Below are 18,455 nucleotides of genomic sequence, written 5' to 3' on the forward strand. Positions count from 1 at the left end.
AATTAGCGAAATATTTATTCTAGGTTACACCTATTGAGATAACAAATGTTAACCAATTTCAAATATTAATGCTTATTATAAATTAATACATAGCAATTAAATGAAGGATTTACTAAAAAATAAATGCCCCTTAAAAGGGGCATCTGACTTACTAATATTTACTACTATTTCCCAGTAACTGAACGTATTAATACGCTCATCACTTCTCCCCGATTGTTAGTTGGTAATAAAGGACTCCAATCACCTATATTTGCGTAACCAAGTTGATGTAAAACTTGAATTGTTCCCATTACTGCTTCACTAGAACCAATCAATGTATGTCTAATTTTCTCAGGTTCCGGAACTTGGGAAATTATTGGCTGAGAATTAGGGATAACTTTTTCTTGGTTGCTAGCATCAGGGATGAAGCTTCGATACATTGATATCATTATTTCTTCCGCCTTATTTTAGAGAGTCAATTTCACATTTTTCTCCCCGTGAGGGGTCTTATTAACTGCCAGTATTCTGCTAATAAGGAATTTGTTGTTTTGAAATACAGACGAAAAGAACCATCTCCGTATCGCTTCAGGTCACGTTCATCAAACATTATTTCTCGTCTTTGCAGCCATTGAGAAATACTTTCGTGATAATCAGCTAAGAACAACGCAGGAAAATAGATTCTCCCGGTTTTAATCCCAGTTTTTGGATGAGTAAATACTTGAAATTGTGGTTCGCTCAAAACTTCTGCCATTATTATTACTAGAAATTAAAATTTTTTTAATTTTTTTTGAAAGCTTGTGATAAATAAATTGATGTACCTTGACACAAGCTTTCGTGAAGGACTAATTAGATATTGACTCGGAATATTTTACGAAATTCGATACTTTCCATTTCAAGCCATGAACTTTGTCGGCAATATTTGGTTTAGAGGAAGCACCGTCACATAATAAACAATTCTCACATTGAATTCTGTCATCTTCGGTGTGACGACAAAGAATTTCGTTTTCAGTTAAAGGTGCATCGGGAGGGATAATTCTAAAAGTTCTCCATCCTTGACTTTGAGCAATACGTGCTTCTGCCAAGCTTTGCACCGAAGCCATCAAATATTGTTGCCAGCGTAAATCACAGTCATTGCGAAACCACTGGTGTGTATAGCCCGTATATCTACCTGACGCACAAATAATTGGTTCCCACACATCAAACGGTACTGCGGTTGGGTCGCCATAGGAACCAATTCTGATAGGATAACGATATCTTCTAAGTACTTCGATTTCGTTTTCGCTAAATTTTGGATAAGTACCCTCTTGATATTTTCGGTGAATATTATTAACAGGTAAAAGATTAACGTAGCAACTACCTGTTTGACTCAATTTTAAACTGCAAAAGCCACAAATACCCTCATCCAAACCTTTAGAAGCAGCAAAAGTAGGAACAAATTCTTGCTGTAAAATCCACGATTGAATCAGTCTTCCGGTCTTGCGATTTGAACTAGTAGAAACAAAGCCTGTTAAAATTAGAACTATAGGAGAACCGTCAATTAAAGATGCCCCTTCCCAAACAACGTAACTATTATTCAACATATTAATAACAGAAAATGATTTTGATTTTTGTGAAGCGAAAAAATTTTGAATTGATGATGAAGCAGTAAATAATTGCTGACAGAAAAAAGGGGAATAAAATCTGCTTTATCCCCCTTTAATTTCGTTTATAATGCCAGTATTAATTCTCGGCTTTCATTTGAGGATTGACGCTTGCATTTACTCGTGCAGCATATTCTCGTCTCCGCTGCCAAGATAATTCGTTTAGAACTACTAAATCTTCTTTCGTCTTGCCAAATTTACGATTAGCAAATTCAAGTAGTTGTTCTAGAGAATAGCGCTTTTCTTCTACTTTTCCAAAATCACTTGCGAAGCGTTCTTTAAATGCATCCCAATTGAAATCTTGGAAACTATTTTTAGCAAGAAGTCCGCATAAAGAACGTATGGAATAGTAGACTTTGGAGTAAAGTCTTTCTGAGTAATCGCTAACTGAATACTCGCCAAGAACAGAATCATCAATTGCTTGAAACTTAGGTGTAGAGGATTTACGTGCAGCCATAAGACGGATATTTAATTAACTTCATTTTCCTTTGAGCGTAAGCTCTCTTTATGTACTGGTATTTCAGTATTTGAGGATGTGATTTGTAATTTAACTTTGCCAAGATGACAAGGTGATGGTACAAAAAGTTAGTGGCAAAGTTATGGTGTAAAACTTATTTACGCCCCATTTATTTTCAAAAATTGGATCGTGACCTTTCTGGTCAAAGTCGAAGCAAGCTAAAATCACCGTTACCGCTTGTTTCAATTTTTATTGATGATAAATGCCGCAATAAATGTTTAAATTACGGCAATTTCAAAGTTCAAAAATCTAATTACGGTAAAGTCAAAGTAAAACAGGTTTTTTGAACACAGACATATACTTTGCCATTTATAAATTTGTGATGACTTATGCGGCAGAGTCAGATTACAAATCATAGAAATCGAATTACCACCAAGTTGAATCATGGTAATCAGCCATTAAATCCTTCATTTCACAGTTGTGCTGATAATCAACTTCTAACTGTTGCAAGTCTGTATCAGATACTAGATTTTTCAGTTCTTGCATCATTTCTCGAACATGATTTTCATCGCTAACACCTGAGTAGTAAATTTTGATAAATTTGTCTGCTTTCGTCATGAATTGTTCGAGGTTTGTGACGAATACTTGTTCTGAACCAATTGCCTGAATCATGATTTTCTCCTTGTAATAACAATTTTTGATGCGTGTTAGTATTCGTTTGGAAGCATGAGAACTTTTTCAACCAAATAAAGCTTGATATGGCTCAATGGAAAATCTGTATATTTAATTTCTTGCCGTAATACTTCTTGATTGGTATCCCACTCACATATCAAAATGCCGGAATTTTCTTGAACTCGTAAATGCCAAATTTGAAATTCTCTTAGTTTTGGATTTAAGAGTAAATTCTTTGTTTGATGTGAGGCAATTGCATCTAGGAGCCAATAACAATTTGCTTCTTGCGCTAGGTATTGTATACCCTCTGTATATTTCAAGCCGAGCCAGTGTTTGTAGAGAGTGGCTGAACCATAAAATTGGTTTAGCTCGCTGGCTATTTCTTGCGGAGTTTTCATTTTTTAATCCTTGATTTTACGGACTTCACCCTCCCCTCGGCGTGAGCCGTAAGACGAAAACTGCTGATAATAAATACCAGCAGTTAGAAAATTTTTATAGTTGTTTAGTGATAAGTAAAAAAGATTTTTTTCTAAACAGTGACTTACGCTTCGTAACAATAGAATTTTCTTTAGGTAACTCGATTGCGACACACCATCCCAATATCAGTTTTACCCATCTCACGTTACTACACCTGATAAACCTTTAATATTTCATCACCATAGTGATTAATCACCTTAACCGCAATCTTCCCAGGTTTACCGTTTTTATTTCGGGGTGAGTCAAAAGGACGGCTAATAGCAGAATAAAGGTCTAACCATGCATCTTGATCAACTTCTGCTTTCAGAGTTTTCCTAAGCTTTTCATAGGGTTTATTTGCTCCAGTAAAATAAGCATGACGTACAAAAAAACTTTCACCGTTGTAGTTGGTGTCGATGAACCAGCAAGCAATATCATTTATTGAACTGCTGCGGATTTCGCCAGTGGTGGGGTCGTAAATATCTAAACCCTTTAGTTCTACGGTAATTTTGCCATCATCAAGATGTTGGACTTCAATATCTGGTTCTCCAAAAACCATGAACAAGTTACCCGAACCAGTTTTTTTAAGTACTTCATCACCTAGAAGTAAATCGGGATTCATTTTAGTAACTAATACTTGTAACTTACCGTAGCGTTTAGATTCTTCGGATACGCCAGGGTCAAATGCAAAACCACAGACAATCAGCAAATCATAGCTTATCCCTTGTACTGCTTCTTTGGCTGCTTCTTTGATTTGGTCGGAGCCAACTGTACCGTATTCCGGACCAATAGAAACTGCAACTCGTTTTACCGTACCATCTTTTTCGGTATATTCTCCTTCTGCTTGTATCCATTCACTAGCATAAGGTTCAAGGGAATCAAATTTCAGTCGTTCACCTTTCTTAGTATTTTGAACTCCTGCTTTCCTTAAGTTCTCAATAATCCTAAATTCAAACTGGTCAGATGCTTGCTGTGTGGCTTCTGCCTCTGAAGCTGGTTGTTCTGAGTTAGTAGAAAGGACACGGTGTGGTGATAAACTTTCTACAGTAAACGGACCTGTTACTCGTAACCGCTTTTTATCTTCGTAGGGTTGGTCGTAAAGGATTTCACTATCCGAATTGAGAGCGATAGATTCATCAATTTTTTTCTGACGTTCTTGTCTTAGCTTCCACCACTGCTGTAATAGGTCTTTGGCTTCCTGCGACCATTTATTTTCTGGTTCTCTAGGTATTTCCCATTCTTCCCACTTTTTCTTAAGGAGTTTATTTAACTGGGTACTGATGGGTTCTAGTTTTTGTTGATACTTTTCGTGAATCGTATCGATTTCTGGATTGTTGGCGATCGCTTTTAAGGTGATGTGAGGTACGCGCTTATAAACAAAGCCTTTTTTGATGTCGTTTTCAGTTTTGATATTGGTTGGTGGTAATTTTGTGGTAATTTCTGTTTCTTTTTTTATACCCTCTGTGGAATCAGCAAGTAGGTAGTAGGGGAATTGGGCTGACATAAGACGGGTTCTAGCTAATGCTAAAGCTACGCGACTGGTATCGATGGTAATCCAGCGTCTTCCCCATTGTTCAGCGACGTAGGCTGTGGTAGCACTTCCCATAGTTGGATCGAGTACAATATCGCCTGGGTCAGTAGTCATCAAAATGCAGCGTTCAACAACTTTGGGGGATGTTTCGACTACATAAGACTTTTGAGTGCCGAGTTGTACTGAGTCCCACCTGTCAGTTAGTGGAATTACAGGAAAATCATCAGAAAAACGTCGATAGCGTAAAACAGTACCAAGTTTTTCGATGCGATCGCAAGATGCCAGTCTTTTTAGCCCTTCAACTGTTGTTTTCCAATGTGTACCATTTCTAGGATTGTATGTTTTACCTGCAAAGACAAATTTTTGCTCTTTATTACTATTCCCATCAGAGTACAAGGCAGAAAGTTGATAACGTTTAGATAGCTCTGGAATCTTTCCTGTAGATATTTCTTCTTTTTTTAATCTTCTTGTTGAGCCATCAGAAAAAAGCAATTGATCGTATCTATCGAGAGATTTTTCTCCAATTTCTCTCTGTTGAAAAAGTGGTCTAAACTTTACTAAATCAATATTTTTAGAGTACCAAATTAAGTAGTCTAGTGTCGATGCAAGTATTTTTGAATCATGACCACTAGTCTTTTGAAAAGGAATAATTTTACAAAAGTTTTCCCTGCCGTAAACTTCATCCATCAAGCATCTAACGAGATGAACATTTTCATCACTAATTTGTACAAAAACACTACCAGTTTCTGTTAATAACTCCCTCGCAACAACTAACCTATCTCTTAAATAACTCAAGTAAGAATGTATCCCTAATTCCCAAGTATCTCGAAAAGCTTTTACTTGCTCCGGTTGTCGGGTTGCTTCCTCAGCTTTACCATCTTTAACGTCTCGCTTACGAGTAGATACCTGCCAGTTTGAGCCAAACCTAATCCCATAAGGGGGGTCCATATAAATTGTTTGCACTTTACCCCTTAACCCTTCCTTCTCAGCTAAAGAAGCCATCACCGACAATGAGTCACCTAGAATCATACGGTTAGTCCAACTAACCCCTTCTTTGTGTTGATAAAAATCAATTAATTTCTCAAATGCTAAACCATTAAAATCACCAAACAAACTTAATTGCTCTGCTTTTTCTTGTTTAGCCTGAGTACGAAAGTCTTCAATTAATGCTTGAGGATGAATTTTTTCTTGAATATAAATTGGAACTGCGGAAACTTCTAAATCTTCTTTATCCTGTTCGTCTTTCGTATTCCAAACTAACTGAGGGTCTAAAGATATATCGCGAGAATATAGTAAATTTGTAGGCTTTTTCTCTTCCTCTGATAAAAAATCGCGCAGTTCTTCTGTAGGAATATTTGCTCTTTTCTCTTTATGCTTAACAGTATTAATTTGAGTTTTTTTAGACATAGTTCATTACTCTACTTATTAATAAAAAAATTGGATAAATAATTGATTAGTAATCAGTATTAAGCCGCTTGAAGATTGCCGACAGTAGACTGTTTACTGTAATCAGCGCTAATAAAAGTCCGAACAGTATTTTCTGCATCCCAAGGATCGGTAATTTCAATAAAATTCCATCGACCGAAACCACCGTGCCGATTAATTGCTGGTATCCAAAGATTACTAGTAGTTGCAACCTTAATTGCTTTGTCTCTTCTTGCTTCTCCAGATACTTCTACAATTAAATTCAACAAGTCACCTTGACCGTCATCAACTTTCACAATGAAATCAGGCATATAGTTCTTTTGCTGACCTTTCAAGGTATAGGGAATTAAGAAACCAAGTCCTTGATTCTTGACATAACAAACTACTTCTTCCATGTCTTCTAATACCTGTGCCATCTTCTGTTCCCAACTATTAGTATCAGCAACAACATGAGAAATATGGCATTTATGAAGGTCGGTAATATAAGTTGGACGAGCGGTACTAAAGTCTACGTAACGAGTAGACCCCATCGGGTCATAAGGACGTAAAATCGGTTTTAAAGATTTTTCTTTTTCACCAGCAACTATAGCTTGATAAATACAATCTGAAGCATCATGGGCAAATTCATTTAACAGTAATAATTGGGAATATGTTCCAGATTTATAGGTAACGCATTCTTTTATCCATTGCTTAGCTATCTGTAATACTTGAGGGAATAACCAAACTTGTACCTCAGAATCATCAAGAGAATAATTTTCTAGCTTTTCTTGCTTTTGAGTACCGTCTTGACGAAAATATTTCTCTAAAGTTAACTTTGCTAATAAAAAAGCGACTTCTTGTTCTCTGCGTGTTTTCAAGTCATCAAGAGTGTGAATACTTGATTTACCAATAATTGGAGCATTTTCGGTTTTGGTGGGTAAATTGTCTGTAGACAAAGAATATTTACAACCAGGTTTATTAAAATCTGGTGTCAGTTTTTGGCTCTTTATTTCGTAACGGTAGCCCAACAACCGAGGGAAAGTTATCTCATAATCAATTCGTTCTGGAAGTGCGCGGACGCGGGTAGGTAATGCTCCTCGTTTTGGTTGTTTATTAGAACCTGCACAAGGAATAAAGGCAAAGGGAACACCGTAGACTTCCGCATACTCTGGGGTAAAAGACTCAATTTCAATACTCTTACCATTGACGTTAATTTGATTAACGGTAGGAGTATAACTAATGCGTCTTAAACCTCTTCCTACAACTTGTTCGCATAAAAGCTGAGTACCAAATGCTCTCACCCCTAAAATGTGGGTAACTGTATTAGCATCCCAACCTTCGGTCAGCATCGAAACTGAAACAACACAACGAATATGTTCGCCTAATTTACCGGATTTACCAACAGTGTTTAACACCTCACGTAACAAGTCTTCATTGGTAATTTTATCCGGGTCTTGACCTGGGTATCTTACCCGATAATCAGCTTTAAACTCTTCTATCTCCCGCGCAGCTAATTTCTTAAATTCATCGCTCATGGCTTCCCCAGACTCTAACTGCTTGCTATCTACCAAAATAGTGTTAGGTCTAGCTGTCCAATTCCTATCTTTGACATTGTTAAATAAGGTTAATTGTCCAGGAGCTAAAACAGGTCTTTTGTCTGGGTAAACTTTACCAGTGTCCCAACCAGAGATATAGTCATAAACCATCTTGGAAACGCTAGTGTTGTTGCAAACTAAGATAAACACCGGGGGTGTTAATCCCTTACTCTGTGCATCAGTATTTTCTAACCACTGATGATAAAGATTTTCATAGTTACCATACAGTGTCCGTAATGCCCCTTCTAATTCTTTGGGTAACTTCGGTTCTGGTGTAGATGGCTCGCTTTCCTTCTTACTTCTCCCCTTTTTGGGTAAATGGTCGCGAATCAAATTCCAAATATTGCGATAAGTAGGCAATTCACCCTTCATACTATCGTCGGAAACTGGTACGCGGGGGATTTTGACAATACCAGATTCAATAGCATCAATTAAAGAAAAATCAGATACCACCCAAGGAAATAATGTTCCTTCCTTGTAACCAGAACCCTTCAAGAAAAATGGAGTTGCAGAAAGGTCATAAACTACCTTTACCCCCAACTTCTGTTGTATTGCTTCTAACCCAGAAATCCAGATTCTAGCTTCCTCTTCGTTTTTCTTAGCTTCCTTTAAATCATCACCTTTATATTTTTCTTCATCACCACCAACACGACGACGGTAACAGTGGTGTGCTTCATCATTAATGACAATAATATTTTTCTTTTTCCCCAGTCCCCGACATACCCTATTAACCATTTGGGATGGGGTTTCTGTAAATGGACTCTCTTTGTCTTGAATTAAAATGCTTTTAGTTAATTTACCAACATTAGTATGTTCTCTTAATTGAAAAGCATGATAGTTAGTGATAATAATCTTGGCTTTCTCTAAATCTGGCAATAAATCAGCAGGAACTAAATCTAACTTCTTATAATAATTTTCTGGGTCATTAGGCTGAATTACACGCAGGCGATCGCGAATTGTAATCCCTGGTGCTACAACTAAAAAAGTATCGCTAAACTTTTTAGATTGGGGGTTAGCAATCTTATTGAGCGAATGCCAAGCAATTAGCATCGACATCAAAACTGTTTTACCAGTACCAGTTGCCATCTTCAACGCTTGACGAAATAGCAACGGATTAGCATCGTCTTTAAATTTGTTCAGATCATTTTCAATCCAAGTCTCCCCAGACTTTTTTGCAACTTCATTTATGTAAATAACTGTTTCTAAAGCCTCAATCTGACAAAAGAATAACCGTCTTTCTCGTTCTGGATTTGTCCAATGCTCTAATAACCGCCGCGTTATTGGTGTGATATTCGTATGACCGCGATAACCACCACACCGCCACGATGAAACGAGAATGCGAATATCATTAATAAATTTATTTTCCTCTATTCGGTCTTGCGTCCATGAACCAAAATCAAGCTCTAGCTGCTTATCTTTTTTCTTAGGCTGGGCAATAGGAATAAAATATTGGCTTTTACGCCTTTGTTCAATAATATCGTTAGTAATACCATCATCACCAAAGCGAAAATGCCGTTGAGGTTCAGTAAATGGCGAATTAATAATTGGGTTTTCAATAATGACCTGTTCCACCGACCTATACCTTAAAAACAGCACATCAAAGCTGCGACTAATAGGTAAAATAAGGCGCAAAAATACGGCTAAATTTTATCAGTAATCGCAATATTATATCTGCGTAAGAAAAACTTACTTAGAAGTATATCTATCCAGTAACTTTTAAATATCCTTACCCAATTCGCAAAATTTTTTTAAATGAGCTTGATGGGTTTGGCTAGTCACATTGTAAACGCTATAGTATCCGGAATTTTTTATACTGTCATGCTGTTGATTATACAGATAGAGGCTAAATTTGTGAAATTACAGGTATTGCAGAAGATATTTTTGTAAAAAATTTATAAAGCAGTCTTAAGTCAAGAATAATTTGCCAAAAAAGGCATTGCAAAAAATCAGTATATCTAAAGTTGTTCTTAAAAATTAAATCTAATAGTAAATATATTAATTATATAGCTTTTGCACTCCGTAAGTTCCTCAGTATTCTTAAGTGCTATCCCCTAAAATTTAAAACAGTTTTAGTTTTAATTAAATTTAATCGTCGAAATCAAGATTTTGGAGTTGTGTAAATAATTTGTATTAGTACAGTTACACTAATAAGGGTTATTTTCAACCCTCGTGTAATAGCGAACCGGAAGAATTAAAATAAATTATTCATATATCCACCAACATCAGAAATTTTAGAGCTATTCCCAAGTCAATAATGTAGAACTACAAAATATTGTCAATGAGTGTTGGTGAATTACAACTTTGGAAATTGTACTAACAATCAGAATATTTACGCTTATTCGATGAGTGAGTAGAGGTAAAGTACTCGCTCCCAAACAATTTGAGCAAGCCGTACATCTAAACAATTTCCAAGGGCTGCTCGACGAGTGCGAGTAATTCCGTTGCCGCTCGGTGTTCCTGTGGGGATGTCCATCTGATTGGCAGACCGAACTGTAGTTCTAGCCACTCTGGATTGAAAATTTCCTTCTTGCCGATTAACCCAATTTTCTTGGCTCTGCCTTCCGATTTGGTATTTCCAGGAGGTCGCCCTTTCCCACTCCAGCTTAAGGCTCCTGGACGTGGCAACGAGTAAGAGTCTTTCTCCCGACCATTTAGTTCCAAACCTCGATGTTCCGACAACAATCCATTCTGAATCATACCCACATTCATAAAGCTGCCGGAGCATCTGTAGAAAATATGTTCCGGGTTTTTCTCCTGGGTACTGGGGAGCCGACAATAATCCGGGTACATTTTCGAGACAGAAGAATTTGGGTTGGACTCTAGCAACAAGTCGCAACACTGCGGGGATACAGTCGCGTTCATCGGCTCCTCCCCTTCGATGCCCTTCAAGGCTAAAGGGTTGACATGGCGGAGATGCGGTAATTGTGTCGATTTCTCCCTTTTGAATTCGGAGGTCGCGCACCGAGTTGTAGATTGGCACACCGGGGAACCGTTTTTGCAAGATTTCTTTACAAAACTCGTCGATTTCACAGAGTCCGCATAGTTGGACTTTTCCTGTGATAATTCCGGAGAGGGGGAAACCGGCTCCAATTCCGCTGCACAAGTCAAGCACTCGGAGTTTTCCTTTTCCCATTTCTTCCATGCCTCCTCATATTCGATTAAGGTGTCATAATCATCCGGTTCTGGTGGTTCAATACTGTCATCCCAAAAAATCAAAGGATTTCCATCGGAGTCAAGTTTGCGCGGCATTTCTCCAAAATGCGCCGGATTCCAACGGTCAGACTGAGAAATTTCTTTCACTCCTGTTCTCCCATCTGTATTTGTTATGAAACTTTTGCACCCATTTAAACTTGTTTAGTTAGCCGAGCAAGATATATTTTCTCGCCATTTACGAAGCTGGTGATATATTTCAATCTCGTGGAAGGCTCGGTTTTCCCATATTAACGTACCTGGAAGCTTGATCTTATATACCCCATTCGCTATCTCCTTATACTCCTCTATTACACCCTCTTTCTTAGCCTTATTTAATACTCTGATACTATCCGGAGTAATATCAATCACCCTTCGCTTTTGCTCCTTAGAAAGCGTATTCCAAGCTTGTTCCTTAATTTCTGGGTATTGGCTAAATATATTTCTAATATCTTCCCAATCTCCCTGTATCAAAGCATCGATTCCTTTATCAAGTGATGTCGCTTCCAACTCTAAATCCGATTCTTCGGGTTCGGACAAATATTCTTCTTGTAGTTCTTCAGCACTTGTATAAAATCTAGACCTAGCTGTTTCTTTAATGACTTCCAACTCCGTCCAATGAAAATAATGATTGAAGCCATCAACCTTGACCAAAATGGGAGTGATATTCTCCCCATTTAATCCGATTACCTTACCTTGTTTATTTTGAAGATTCCCTGTCTTGATTTCGACTGTAGCGGGTATATCGAAGCCCATAGATACCAGAGCATCGTTACGAACATCGGTGTCTACCCATGCCAACTCTTGCTCGAAGTTTTGATAATTCGCAAGATTAGCTCCCCAAGTTTCTCTCCACTGTGGATTATGGTTATAAGCGTAATTAGAAAGATGCTTGAGCGATATCGTATCACGCCGAAGTATATTCGATATGGCATTCCATCTTTTATCTTGAGGAACTGCTGCTTCCCAACGTTGGCAAGACTCGACTATTAATTGACCACAATCCGGGCTGATTCTACCGATTTCATTGACCGAGACGATTAGTTGCTCATTTAATTGAAGCCACTTCTCTTCGACAGTTTGACTTGAATCGTTTGGTGGGGTTTGTTGAGTATGACTGTCGTCTACTTCTTGAGTGCTATTTTCTTCTACATCATCTACATTTTTGGCAGCACTTTCAACAACTTCATCAGGTTCTTCTGCTTCTGTAATCTTTCGATACAAATCGGCGATCGCATTTCTGAGAATGTCTTGAGGTATTAACCCATAATTATCCATTAATTTCTGAGTTAATAACCCCGTTTGTTCGTCAAACTCATACACAGGGGGGAATTGTGCGTAGCGCTCCCCTCTACAATTTCTACGCCATATAGAAGGCTTACTTGGTAGCGCTGATTCTCTTTCCTTTTTAAGTTGCGCTTGCCTTTCCTTAATTAAATCATCAACATAACCACAAGTTAAATCTTCTTCGACTTCCGATAGCTGCTCAATTATTGGCTGATATTTTTCCGAACACAATCTTAGTAACTTTGTGATAGGAATTTGAAACAGAGCGTGGGGACGATATGCAAAATCTTGGAAATTTTCTGCTAACTTGAGCGCTCGTCTCTCTTCGGTGCTGCCTTTATCCCAGCCAAACTCCGCCAGTAATTCTCGATATTCCCCTTTGCTATAAGCTCTCTTGTATTCCCATAGCAAGAAACTAGTATGAAGGTATTCTGCGGTACTTTTTTCGAGGTGTTTTACAGGGTTCGCATCAAGATTGTGAACCTGGTGATAAGTTGATTCAGAGAGTAGTTGCATGATATTATTTAAGTTCGTTTTTTGTTTAATTTTGGTCTTCCTTCAAGACCAATTTTTATTCATCCGATTAAATCAAATATTAAGCAGCGCTTCGCTTTACGATAATTTGCTGCTGCTTTTTGCGATACGCTGCGAGCGCATACGCCAAAGTATGTTGATGGTATAAAGGCATCTTCGGGAGTTCGATGTCTCCTCCCCATTCGTATATCGTGCGCTTTGAGATTGTTAAAGTTTCTGATAGCAGCGTAAGATATTGTCCCCGAAATTTCGTGGAGCTAACTATTTTCAATCTTTCACTATGTGATAAACCCTTTAACAACATTTCATTGATGAATTGATTTGCTGTTACCCTTGGAGCTACATACTCGGAGCTAGCAATTCTTTTTAATATCTCTGAAGATAGTGCTACTTGGACGTAGCTACAGGTCGTGCGTGCGTGTTGGGGCATATCTTCAAAATTTGGATTATCTCCCCAACCTCTCACCGTTTTTTTCTGGATTCCTAATATTTTGGAGAGTAGATTGACGCATTTGGCGGAGTATCCAAAACTAATCTCTTCATCCAAAATTTCTTCTGGAGTAAGCTTATTAAAACCGAAGCAATATCTTAAAAATTGTCTTGGGGCAGGAATTTCAGATGGTAAATGTTTTATACTTTCGTAGTTGTTCATTTTCCTTACAAGTCGAATATTTCGCACAATAGGATGCATAAAGTACTAAAATTTGGTAAGTCATGTGCAATCGTCTAATATCAAACTTTTTCTAATTTGTGTCATGCAGCAAATATCCAGAAATTATTCATATAATATCTCGCACTTGCCATATAGTCAAATTACTGCAATTGCAATGAAAATCCTTCGACTGCAATGTTTTCGGACATGTTCGTTTAGATTCACCAAATTAATTTTTGTAAAGATATGGTGATGCTACTGCACCAAAAGTATTTAAAGCTAAATTGGGGGTATGGGTAAAAAAGGAAAACTGCCTGTAAAAGGCGTAGGTGAAATTTGGGCTGAGAGCAAGTCGGAGAATTTGTCCTTGCGACTTACTCCTACAGGTAAGCGATTGGCGAGGAAGCGTGCCGAGCAAGAAGGTTTATCTTTAGCTGAAGTTGTCGAATTATATGGTAGGGGTTCTATTAACGTTGAGCAGGTTGACGGTGAGAAGACAATAACTCCTCAAGATGTTATAGATTCTCTCAAAACGTTTACTAAAGAACACCTAGCCGAATTTATCAGCATTGCAAGTAAACTATTAGTTGGTAATTATATTGAAATACAGCATTCCGTGGAATATTCCATAGCGGACCTTGTAAAAAAAGAGGTGGATTCACGTTACAGCAAAGATGTTGCGGCTTTCGCCTCCGATGTGGCGCTACCTATTGAAAGAGTAAACGCTTTATTAAATGGCGAATACCCATCTGACCTAGATTTAATTTCTATCGCTACCTTCTTAACCAAGGATGATGGTAGTACTTATACACTAGAAGAAGTGATTACTATTAGAAAAAGCTTTTTTGGCAACGGTCATACTTCAGGAGAGGAACTGCGCCCATGAGCCATTTAATAGTTACTAAAGCTTTAAAAATAATTGATTCTCACGCAGCTAATTTACTTAGAGCGCAATTACCCGTTGTAGATTCATCTAATAGTAAATTATATTTTGATAACAATAATGCTATTTTATGGGTTACAACCAAATATTTAGCTGTATCTGTTAAAAATAATTATATTGATATAATCCCCCTACTATGTGATTGGGGAATAAAAGAACTAAAAATATTTTGGAATGGTTCTGGTAATAGGTATTTTCCAATTTCCTCATTATTTGCATCTACTTCAAAAGAGTTAACTTTTATGTTTAATAAAAACTCACCTGTTTCAGAAAAAAATCTAACAAAATCTGCGGTAAATTCAAATACGGATAACAATTTACCTATTGATATCAGCGGTTTTGAACTTCCTTCGACTTATTTAAAGAATGCTACCTACGAAGTAATTCAACAATTTATGCTTGAAATGCGCTGTAGAGGTTATATTGTGACCGCTACTGACATGACAAGCAATACCTGCTTGATGGTTAACGATTTGCAAGCTCCCGACCGTGGTTGTGGATGGAGAGGACGAGATTGGATTGGTTTAAATTTTTTAATGTTATGGCGCGATAGCTTTGACAGTGGTAATTTCAACTATTATCAACAACTTATTAATGTAGTAAGTCGCGATTACTTTATCTCTGATTTTGATTACTTGCTTCGCGCACCTAATGGTGATTTGAGAAGATATTATTCCCACTATTTCTTTGTTGATAATTATTTAGACGTTCCCGCTAGAATTTGTGTAAGTAAACCCGGTAATTGGGAAGTTGTTGAATCTTTTAGCTAACTATATTTATATTCCTTATTCCGCGCTTTAAGTTTCACAAAATTGTTATTACTGTCTTTAGAATTAAATTAAAGTTAATGAATATACTTTATCTCTTGTTTTTAACTGATATTTAAAATTATGTAAGCATAATTTTGAACTTAACACCTGATAAAAATCAAGCGATTATCTATTGTTATACTACACTGTGAATGTGGGTTATATTATTGTGCTGAAAAATTTGGTAATTTAACCAAGAAGACTTGTCTCACAGTTGCATTTAAGAGAAACATGATAATTCAATAGTAACGATATTTTTAAAGCACAACCTTTTTATATCGGCTATTAATAGGTTAGCAATACATAAACTGACTTTATAAATTAAGCGGAAATATTGCTATTTACTGATTTTCAGAAAATTTGAATTTACTGGCTGTTGAACTTGAAACGCTTCTAATTCTATGTCTATATAGATTGTGTAAAGAACAGCGATTTAAGCTTAACTTTAATTTATCTCAAGTTGAATAGAAGCGATAACGCTTGTGAAGAAAAATATACTCTACAAGCACTATCGTCAAATAATCACTGAATCTTTCCTTGTTTCAAGTAGTAATTAAACTCCACGATGGTATGTGATGACAATATTATATATACCCAAAAAAGTCTTGCTCAAAGATATGGAATAACTATTTCGGCTTTGCAACAATGGTATCCCTACGCCGGAATAGTAAAACCTAAAAAGCGAGGGGGATACTTTGATTTAGATGCTGTTCAAACTGCCGATTTCTTTTATGTTGCTACTAAGATAAGGCGACTAACCCGATACGAATACTTAGAAAGGGTAATTCCTTCTGGTGGTTTAGATGAATTTATGCGACAAACTAACGGACTTAGCCTGTACGATTTTTTGACGAAATATATTTCTGAAGACGAAAAACAAGACCCAATTGTTAAATCTGTTATTAGGAGGATTGAGAGATATGAAACACATCAACAAAGTAGCTCAAACTTTGCAAACTACACCTGAAATAGTCATTCAGGTATGTAAAAAACTAAGCTTAGTTGTCAATAAAGATAGTACTATCAAACCGGAAGTAGAACGGCAATTAGTTCAATTAAAAGAAGTAGCTACTGCTGAAAATATGTCCCTAGAAGAAGCTGCTAACCATTTACTGGAAATGCGCTCAGAACGCTCCAATTCTAATAGCGAACATACATTTGATGAAAACCTATATATCCAACAAAGATTTGGCGTAAATCCTGAAGAATCTGAATCTAATAGCTTCGTTAAAGTGTTGCATTCGGATGTTAAAAGAGGAAAGCAACTGGCAACATTACGACATAAAGTAGTTCTCGAAACTTCTACTTTGATGTTAGAAGATATGTTATTTAACGGTGTCCAAGAACCAACAACAGAATTAGAAGAAGTACAAGGTCGAGTTTACAAGCGTATCGACGATGATTTTTTCGGCAAAGTCAATTGGGGAGAGGAGCCGCATCCGTCGTTGGAAATGCAGCCTCAACAGTTGAAATCAGTGTCGAAGACAAAATCCTTGCCCGAGAAGTCATCACCTTGATGATGCCGTCAATAGAATCTTACCTTGGCGAGCAATCCCGACAACTTAGGATTGTAGCGATGCAGGGTATGGGAATTGTATTTTTGGGTAGCTTTTCCGGGATGGTAACGGGATTGGTCTTATCTCCTCCACAGCAGACGAACATACCAAAGGTAATTTACGGTTCTTTATTTGGCGGATTTATTGGAATTACCGTTGCACTAACTTTGATTTTGAAGATAACCAGGGAGTTTATTATTCATGAGAGCGATTAAAGATTTTTTCATTAATATCGGTGGTGGAATGTTGACCGGATGCGGTATTAGCGGATTTATCGGTCACGCAATGGGAGTCGGTGCAGCGCTTGCAATTAATCCTTTGCTATTGCTGATGGGCGCAATTGTTGGCGGAGCATGGGTATGTATATTGCGTTCGACTTTTGCTTGTTATTCAAAAGAACCTCTGTATTTAGTAATCGATAATCGGTAAGAGAAAATGCAACTACTTCCCAAACAAGATAAAAAAGGTGCCAATTATAATCGTCGCGTGGTAACAAAGCGTCATTTCAAAAAAGTCGATTTAGTTTTGTGGGTATGTTGTGCCACAGTTGGCTTAGGTTCGGTATTGTCAGCTGCTGCCATTGTGGTGGGTAGACGTAGTGAAGTTTCTCCAGCTATTAGTAAGGTTAATCGCGCTCTTGAAATAACGCAATCCCGTAGACGTGCATACATTGAAAAGCTTACCCGTACCGATTTTAACCCCAACGAACTTCAAAACTATTCCATTGATGGCGGTGGAATACTTACTGGATGGCGACAACTAGGTGCAGCCCAATGGTCTGGTGAAATTTTACAAGATATAAATCAACAACAAAATAACGAAAACTCAGCTTTTTTCAGACTTCACCACATGGCAGCATTGGCGATCGCCAAGCAAGATACGATGGACGCTTTAGTTGAAGTTGCTTCTGGTAATAATAGTTTTACCTATAGCTATACCAAAACTGACGGCACGAAAGTTGAGCAGCGATTGGGTACTGGGGGTGCTGCGGTATTGCTTTTAGGAAAGTTGGAGGCTATAGACTATGCCGAGAATTTGCAAAATCGACCTATTATTGATTTTAACCAAATGGTAACGCAAATCCAGACGGTGCAAGAACCATACGCTTTATCACAAGCGAATTATTTGCGGGTGCAAGGCTATAAAGACCCTGTGCGTCAATTATCAGAGGTGCCGAAAATACGTCAGCGTATAGCCGAATCGTTACGAAAAAGAAGGCTGAAGTTACAGCAGTTAAAGAAATCCAAGCCAAACAAAGGAGGCTAGTTAATGTGTATGTCAAATTCATTGGCGCGGGTATATGCTTTTTACTCTCATTATTTAACGTATTGGGAGCGGTGCGGCAGATTCCGGTGAAGACTACTCTAGGTAATTCATCGCGCCCTACTGTCGCTCAGATGAAACCTCCGGGAACTAGCTTGCATTGGTTATCAGGTGGAGTATTTTTTGCAGCAAGCATCGGTTTAATTGCTTGGGCTATTTGGGAATATAACTCTAATATCGACCTCGGTATTGATTCAACTGATGCACCTGTTGTACCACCGATGCCCGAAACCGACAGTCAAAAATTAAACGGTGATGTTGTAATCGGCGACGTGGAAGCAATTCAATCCCAAAAATATGAAGGTCTTAAGCCCGAATTTCAAAACTTAGTTCCATTTCGCCGTCCTACTGCTGACGGTAGCGTGCCGATAACCCCCGAACAATTCAAGAATGCATTAGAAGATGACATTTGGTCTGATTAAAGAGGT

The 18,455-nt window shown here is 37.6% G+C and carries 19 protein-coding genes; 8 read left to right on the plus strand and 11 right to left on the minus strand.

Translation table 11 applies throughout. From position 1 onward, the window contains the following. Positions 1-164: 164 nt before the first annotated feature. From RIV7116_RS08730 to RIV7116_RS08785, 11 genes are all read right to left on the minus strand, one after another. Complete coding sequence (locus tag RIV7116_RS08730) at positions 165-428, minus strand: hypothetical protein (protein WP_015117930.1); 264 nt, start codon at positions 426-428, stop codon at positions 165-167. A 32-nt stretch (positions 429-460) separates the two neighbouring features. After that, on the minus strand, positions 461-730 hold the full coding sequence (locus tag RIV7116_RS08735; protein WP_015117931.1) for a hypothetical protein: 270 nt from the start codon (positions 728-730) through the stop codon (positions 461-463). 91 nt (positions 731-821) lie between these two features. Next, positions 822-1,559: a hypothetical protein gene (locus RIV7116_RS08740; RefSeq protein WP_015117932.1), complete on the minus strand. Its 738-nt coding sequence runs from the start codon at positions 1,557-1,559 to the stop codon at positions 822-824. A 139-nt stretch (positions 1,560-1,698) separates the two neighbouring features. Next, positions 1,699-2,076 carry a hypothetical protein gene (locus tag RIV7116_RS08745; RefSeq protein WP_015117933.1) on the minus strand — a complete coding sequence of 126 codons (378 nt, stop codon included), beginning with the start codon at positions 2,074-2,076 and terminating at the stop codon, positions 1,699-1,701. Positions 2,077-2,502: 426 nt separating this feature from the next. Continuing rightward, complete coding sequence (locus tag RIV7116_RS08755; protein WP_015117934.1) at positions 2,503-2,748, minus strand: hypothetical protein; 246 nt, start codon at positions 2,746-2,748, stop codon at positions 2,503-2,505. A gap of 35 nt (positions 2,749-2,783) precedes the next feature. Continuing rightward, positions 2,784-3,146 carry a DUF6876 family protein gene (locus RIV7116_RS08760; protein ID WP_015117935.1) on the minus strand — a complete coding sequence of 121 codons (363 nt, stop codon included), beginning with the start codon at positions 3,144-3,146 and terminating at the stop codon, positions 2,784-2,786. A 227-nt stretch (positions 3,147-3,373) separates the two neighbouring features. Next, entirely contained in the window at positions 3,374-6,142 is a 2,769-nt protein-coding gene (locus tag RIV7116_RS08765; RefSeq protein ID WP_015117936.1) for a DNA methyltransferase, read from the minus strand. 59 nt (positions 6,143-6,201) lie between these two features. Beyond that, complete coding sequence (locus RIV7116_RS08770; RefSeq protein WP_015117937.1) at positions 6,202-9,306, minus strand: BPTD_3080 family restriction endonuclease; 3,105 nt, start codon at positions 9,304-9,306, stop codon at positions 6,202-6,204. A 763-nt stretch (positions 9,307-10,069) separates the two neighbouring features. Further along, positions 10,070-10,876, minus strand: coding sequence for a DNA cytosine methyltransferase (locus RIV7116_RS08775; protein ID WP_083894052.1), 807 nt, complete (start codon positions 10,874-10,876; stop codon positions 10,070-10,072). A gap of 212 nt (positions 10,877-11,088) precedes the next feature. After that, on the minus strand, positions 11,089-12,726 hold the full coding sequence (locus RIV7116_RS33720) for a hypothetical protein (protein WP_015117939.1): 1,638 nt from the start codon (positions 12,724-12,726) through the stop codon (positions 11,089-11,091). Between the two features lie 79 nt (positions 12,727-12,805). Continuing rightward, entirely contained in the window at positions 12,806-13,396 is a 591-nt protein-coding gene (locus RIV7116_RS08785) for a hypothetical protein (RefSeq protein WP_044290832.1), read from the minus strand. Between the two features lie 292 nt (positions 13,397-13,688). Here RIV7116_RS08785 and RIV7116_RS08790 point away from each other — a divergent pair, with 292 nt between their 5' ends. From RIV7116_RS08790 to RIV7116_RS33725, 8 genes are all read left to right on the plus strand, one after another. Next, positions 13,689-14,282, plus strand: a complete 594-nt coding sequence (locus tag RIV7116_RS08790) for a hypothetical protein (RefSeq protein ID WP_015117941.1) — start codon at positions 13,689-13,691, stop codon at positions 14,280-14,282. Beyond that, positions 14,279-15,109, plus strand: a complete 831-nt coding sequence (locus RIV7116_RS08795; RefSeq protein ID WP_015117942.1) for a hypothetical protein — start codon at positions 14,279-14,281, stop codon at positions 15,107-15,109. Before RIV7116_RS08790 ends, RIV7116_RS08795 begins: the two co-directional genes overlap by 4 nt. Before the next feature lie 604 nt (positions 15,110-15,713). Beyond that, a complete protein-coding gene (locus RIV7116_RS08800) occupies positions 15,714-16,115 on the plus strand; it encodes a hypothetical protein (protein WP_015117943.1) in 402 nt (133 codons plus the stop codon). Then, entirely contained in the window at positions 16,069-16,665 is a 597-nt protein-coding gene (locus tag RIV7116_RS08805; RefSeq protein ID WP_015117944.1) for a hypothetical protein, read from the plus strand. Before RIV7116_RS08800 ends, RIV7116_RS08805 begins: the two co-directional genes overlap by 47 nt. Continuing rightward, on the plus strand, positions 16,665-16,919 hold the full coding sequence (locus RIV7116_RS08810; RefSeq protein ID WP_157229266.1) for a hypothetical protein: 255 nt from the start codon (positions 16,665-16,667) through the stop codon (positions 16,917-16,919). Before RIV7116_RS08805 ends, RIV7116_RS08810 begins: the two co-directional genes overlap by 1 nt. Continuing rightward, the gene (locus RIV7116_RS08815; protein WP_015117945.1) at positions 16,906-17,133 is read left to right on the plus strand and encodes a hypothetical protein; all 228 of its coding nucleotides are present in this window, start codon (positions 16,906-16,908) and stop codon (positions 17,131-17,133) included. The genes RIV7116_RS08810 and RIV7116_RS08815 overlap by 14 nt, the downstream gene beginning before the upstream one ends. A gap of 6 nt (positions 17,134-17,139) precedes the next feature. Continuing rightward, positions 17,140-17,970 (plus strand): hypothetical protein, encoded by an 831-nt coding sequence (locus RIV7116_RS08820; protein ID WP_015117946.1) that lies wholly within the window; start codon positions 17,140-17,142, stop codon positions 17,968-17,970. Positions 17,971-18,056: 86 nt separating this feature from the next. Beyond that, on the plus strand, positions 18,057-18,449 hold the full coding sequence (locus RIV7116_RS33725; RefSeq protein WP_198287580.1) for a hypothetical protein: 393 nt from the start codon (positions 18,057-18,059) through the stop codon (positions 18,447-18,449). Positions 18,450-18,455: the final 6 nt, after the last annotated feature.

Origin of the sequence: Rivularia sp. PCC 7116, assembly GCF_000316665.1 — a bacterium.
GTDB lineage: Bacteria > Cyanobacteriota > Cyanobacteriia > Cyanobacteriales > Nostocaceae > Rivularia.

What these genes read in the sequence shown, in the direction of transcription:
- RIV7116_RS08730 (WP_015117930.1), bottom strand. Translation starts at nt 428, where the DNA reads ATGATATCAATGTATCGAAGCTTCATCCCTGATGCTAGCAACCAAGAA.
- RIV7116_RS08735 (WP_015117931.1), bottom strand. Translation starts at nt 730, where the DNA reads ATGGCAGAAGTTTTGAGCGAACCACAATTTCAAGTATTTACTCATCCA.
- RIV7116_RS08740 (WP_015117932.1), bottom strand. Translation starts at nt 1,559, where the DNA reads ATGTTGAATAATAGTTACGTTGTTTGGGAAGGGGCATCTTTAATTGAC.
- RIV7116_RS08745 (WP_015117933.1), bottom strand. Translation starts at nt 2,076, where the DNA reads ATGGCTGCACGTAAATCCTCTACACCTAAGTTTCAAGCAATTGATGAT.
- RIV7116_RS08755 (WP_015117934.1), bottom strand. Translation starts at nt 2,748, where the DNA reads ATGATTCAGGCAATTGGTTCAGAACAAGTATTCGTCACAAACCTCGAA.
- RIV7116_RS08760 (WP_015117935.1), bottom strand. Translation starts at nt 3,146, where the DNA reads ATGAAAACTCCGCAAGAAATAGCCAGCGAGCTAAACCAATTTTATGGT.
- RIV7116_RS08765 (WP_015117936.1), bottom strand. Translation starts at nt 6,142, where the DNA reads ATGTCTAAAAAAACTCAAATTAATACTGTTAAGCATAAAGAGAAAAGA.
- RIV7116_RS08775 (WP_083894052.1), bottom strand. Translation starts at nt 10,876, where the DNA reads ATGGAAGAAATGGGAAAAGGAAAACTCCGAGTGCTTGACTTGTGCAGC.
- RIV7116_RS33720 (WP_015117939.1), bottom strand. Translation starts at nt 12,726, where the DNA reads ATGCAACTACTCTCTGAATCAACTTATCACCAGGTTCACAATCTTGAT.
- RIV7116_RS08785 (WP_044290832.1), bottom strand. Translation starts at nt 13,396, where the DNA reads ATGAACAACTACGAAAGTATAAAACATTTACCATCTGAAATTCCTGCC.
- RIV7116_RS08790 (WP_015117941.1), top strand. Translation starts at nt 13,689, where the DNA reads ATGGGTAAAAAAGGAAAACTGCCTGTAAAAGGCGTAGGTGAAATTTGG.
- RIV7116_RS08795 (WP_015117942.1), top strand. Translation starts at nt 14,279, where the DNA reads ATGAGCCATTTAATAGTTACTAAAGCTTTAAAAATAATTGATTCTCAC.
- RIV7116_RS08800 (WP_015117943.1), top strand. Translation starts at nt 15,714, where the DNA reads ATGGTATGTGATGACAATATTATATATACCCAAAAAAGTCTTGCTCAA.
- RIV7116_RS08805 (WP_015117944.1), top strand. Translation starts at nt 16,069, where the DNA reads ATGAAACACATCAACAAAGTAGCTCAAACTTTGCAAACTACACCTGAA.
- RIV7116_RS08810 (WP_157229266.1), top strand. Translation starts at nt 16,665, where the DNA reads ATGATGCCGTCAATAGAATCTTACCTTGGCGAGCAATCCCGACAACTT.
- RIV7116_RS08815 (WP_015117945.1), top strand. Translation starts at nt 16,906, where the DNA reads ATGAGAGCGATTAAAGATTTTTTCATTAATATCGGTGGTGGAATGTTG.
- RIV7116_RS08820 (WP_015117946.1), top strand. Translation starts at nt 17,140, where the DNA reads ATGCAACTACTTCCCAAACAAGATAAAAAAGGTGCCAATTATAATCGT.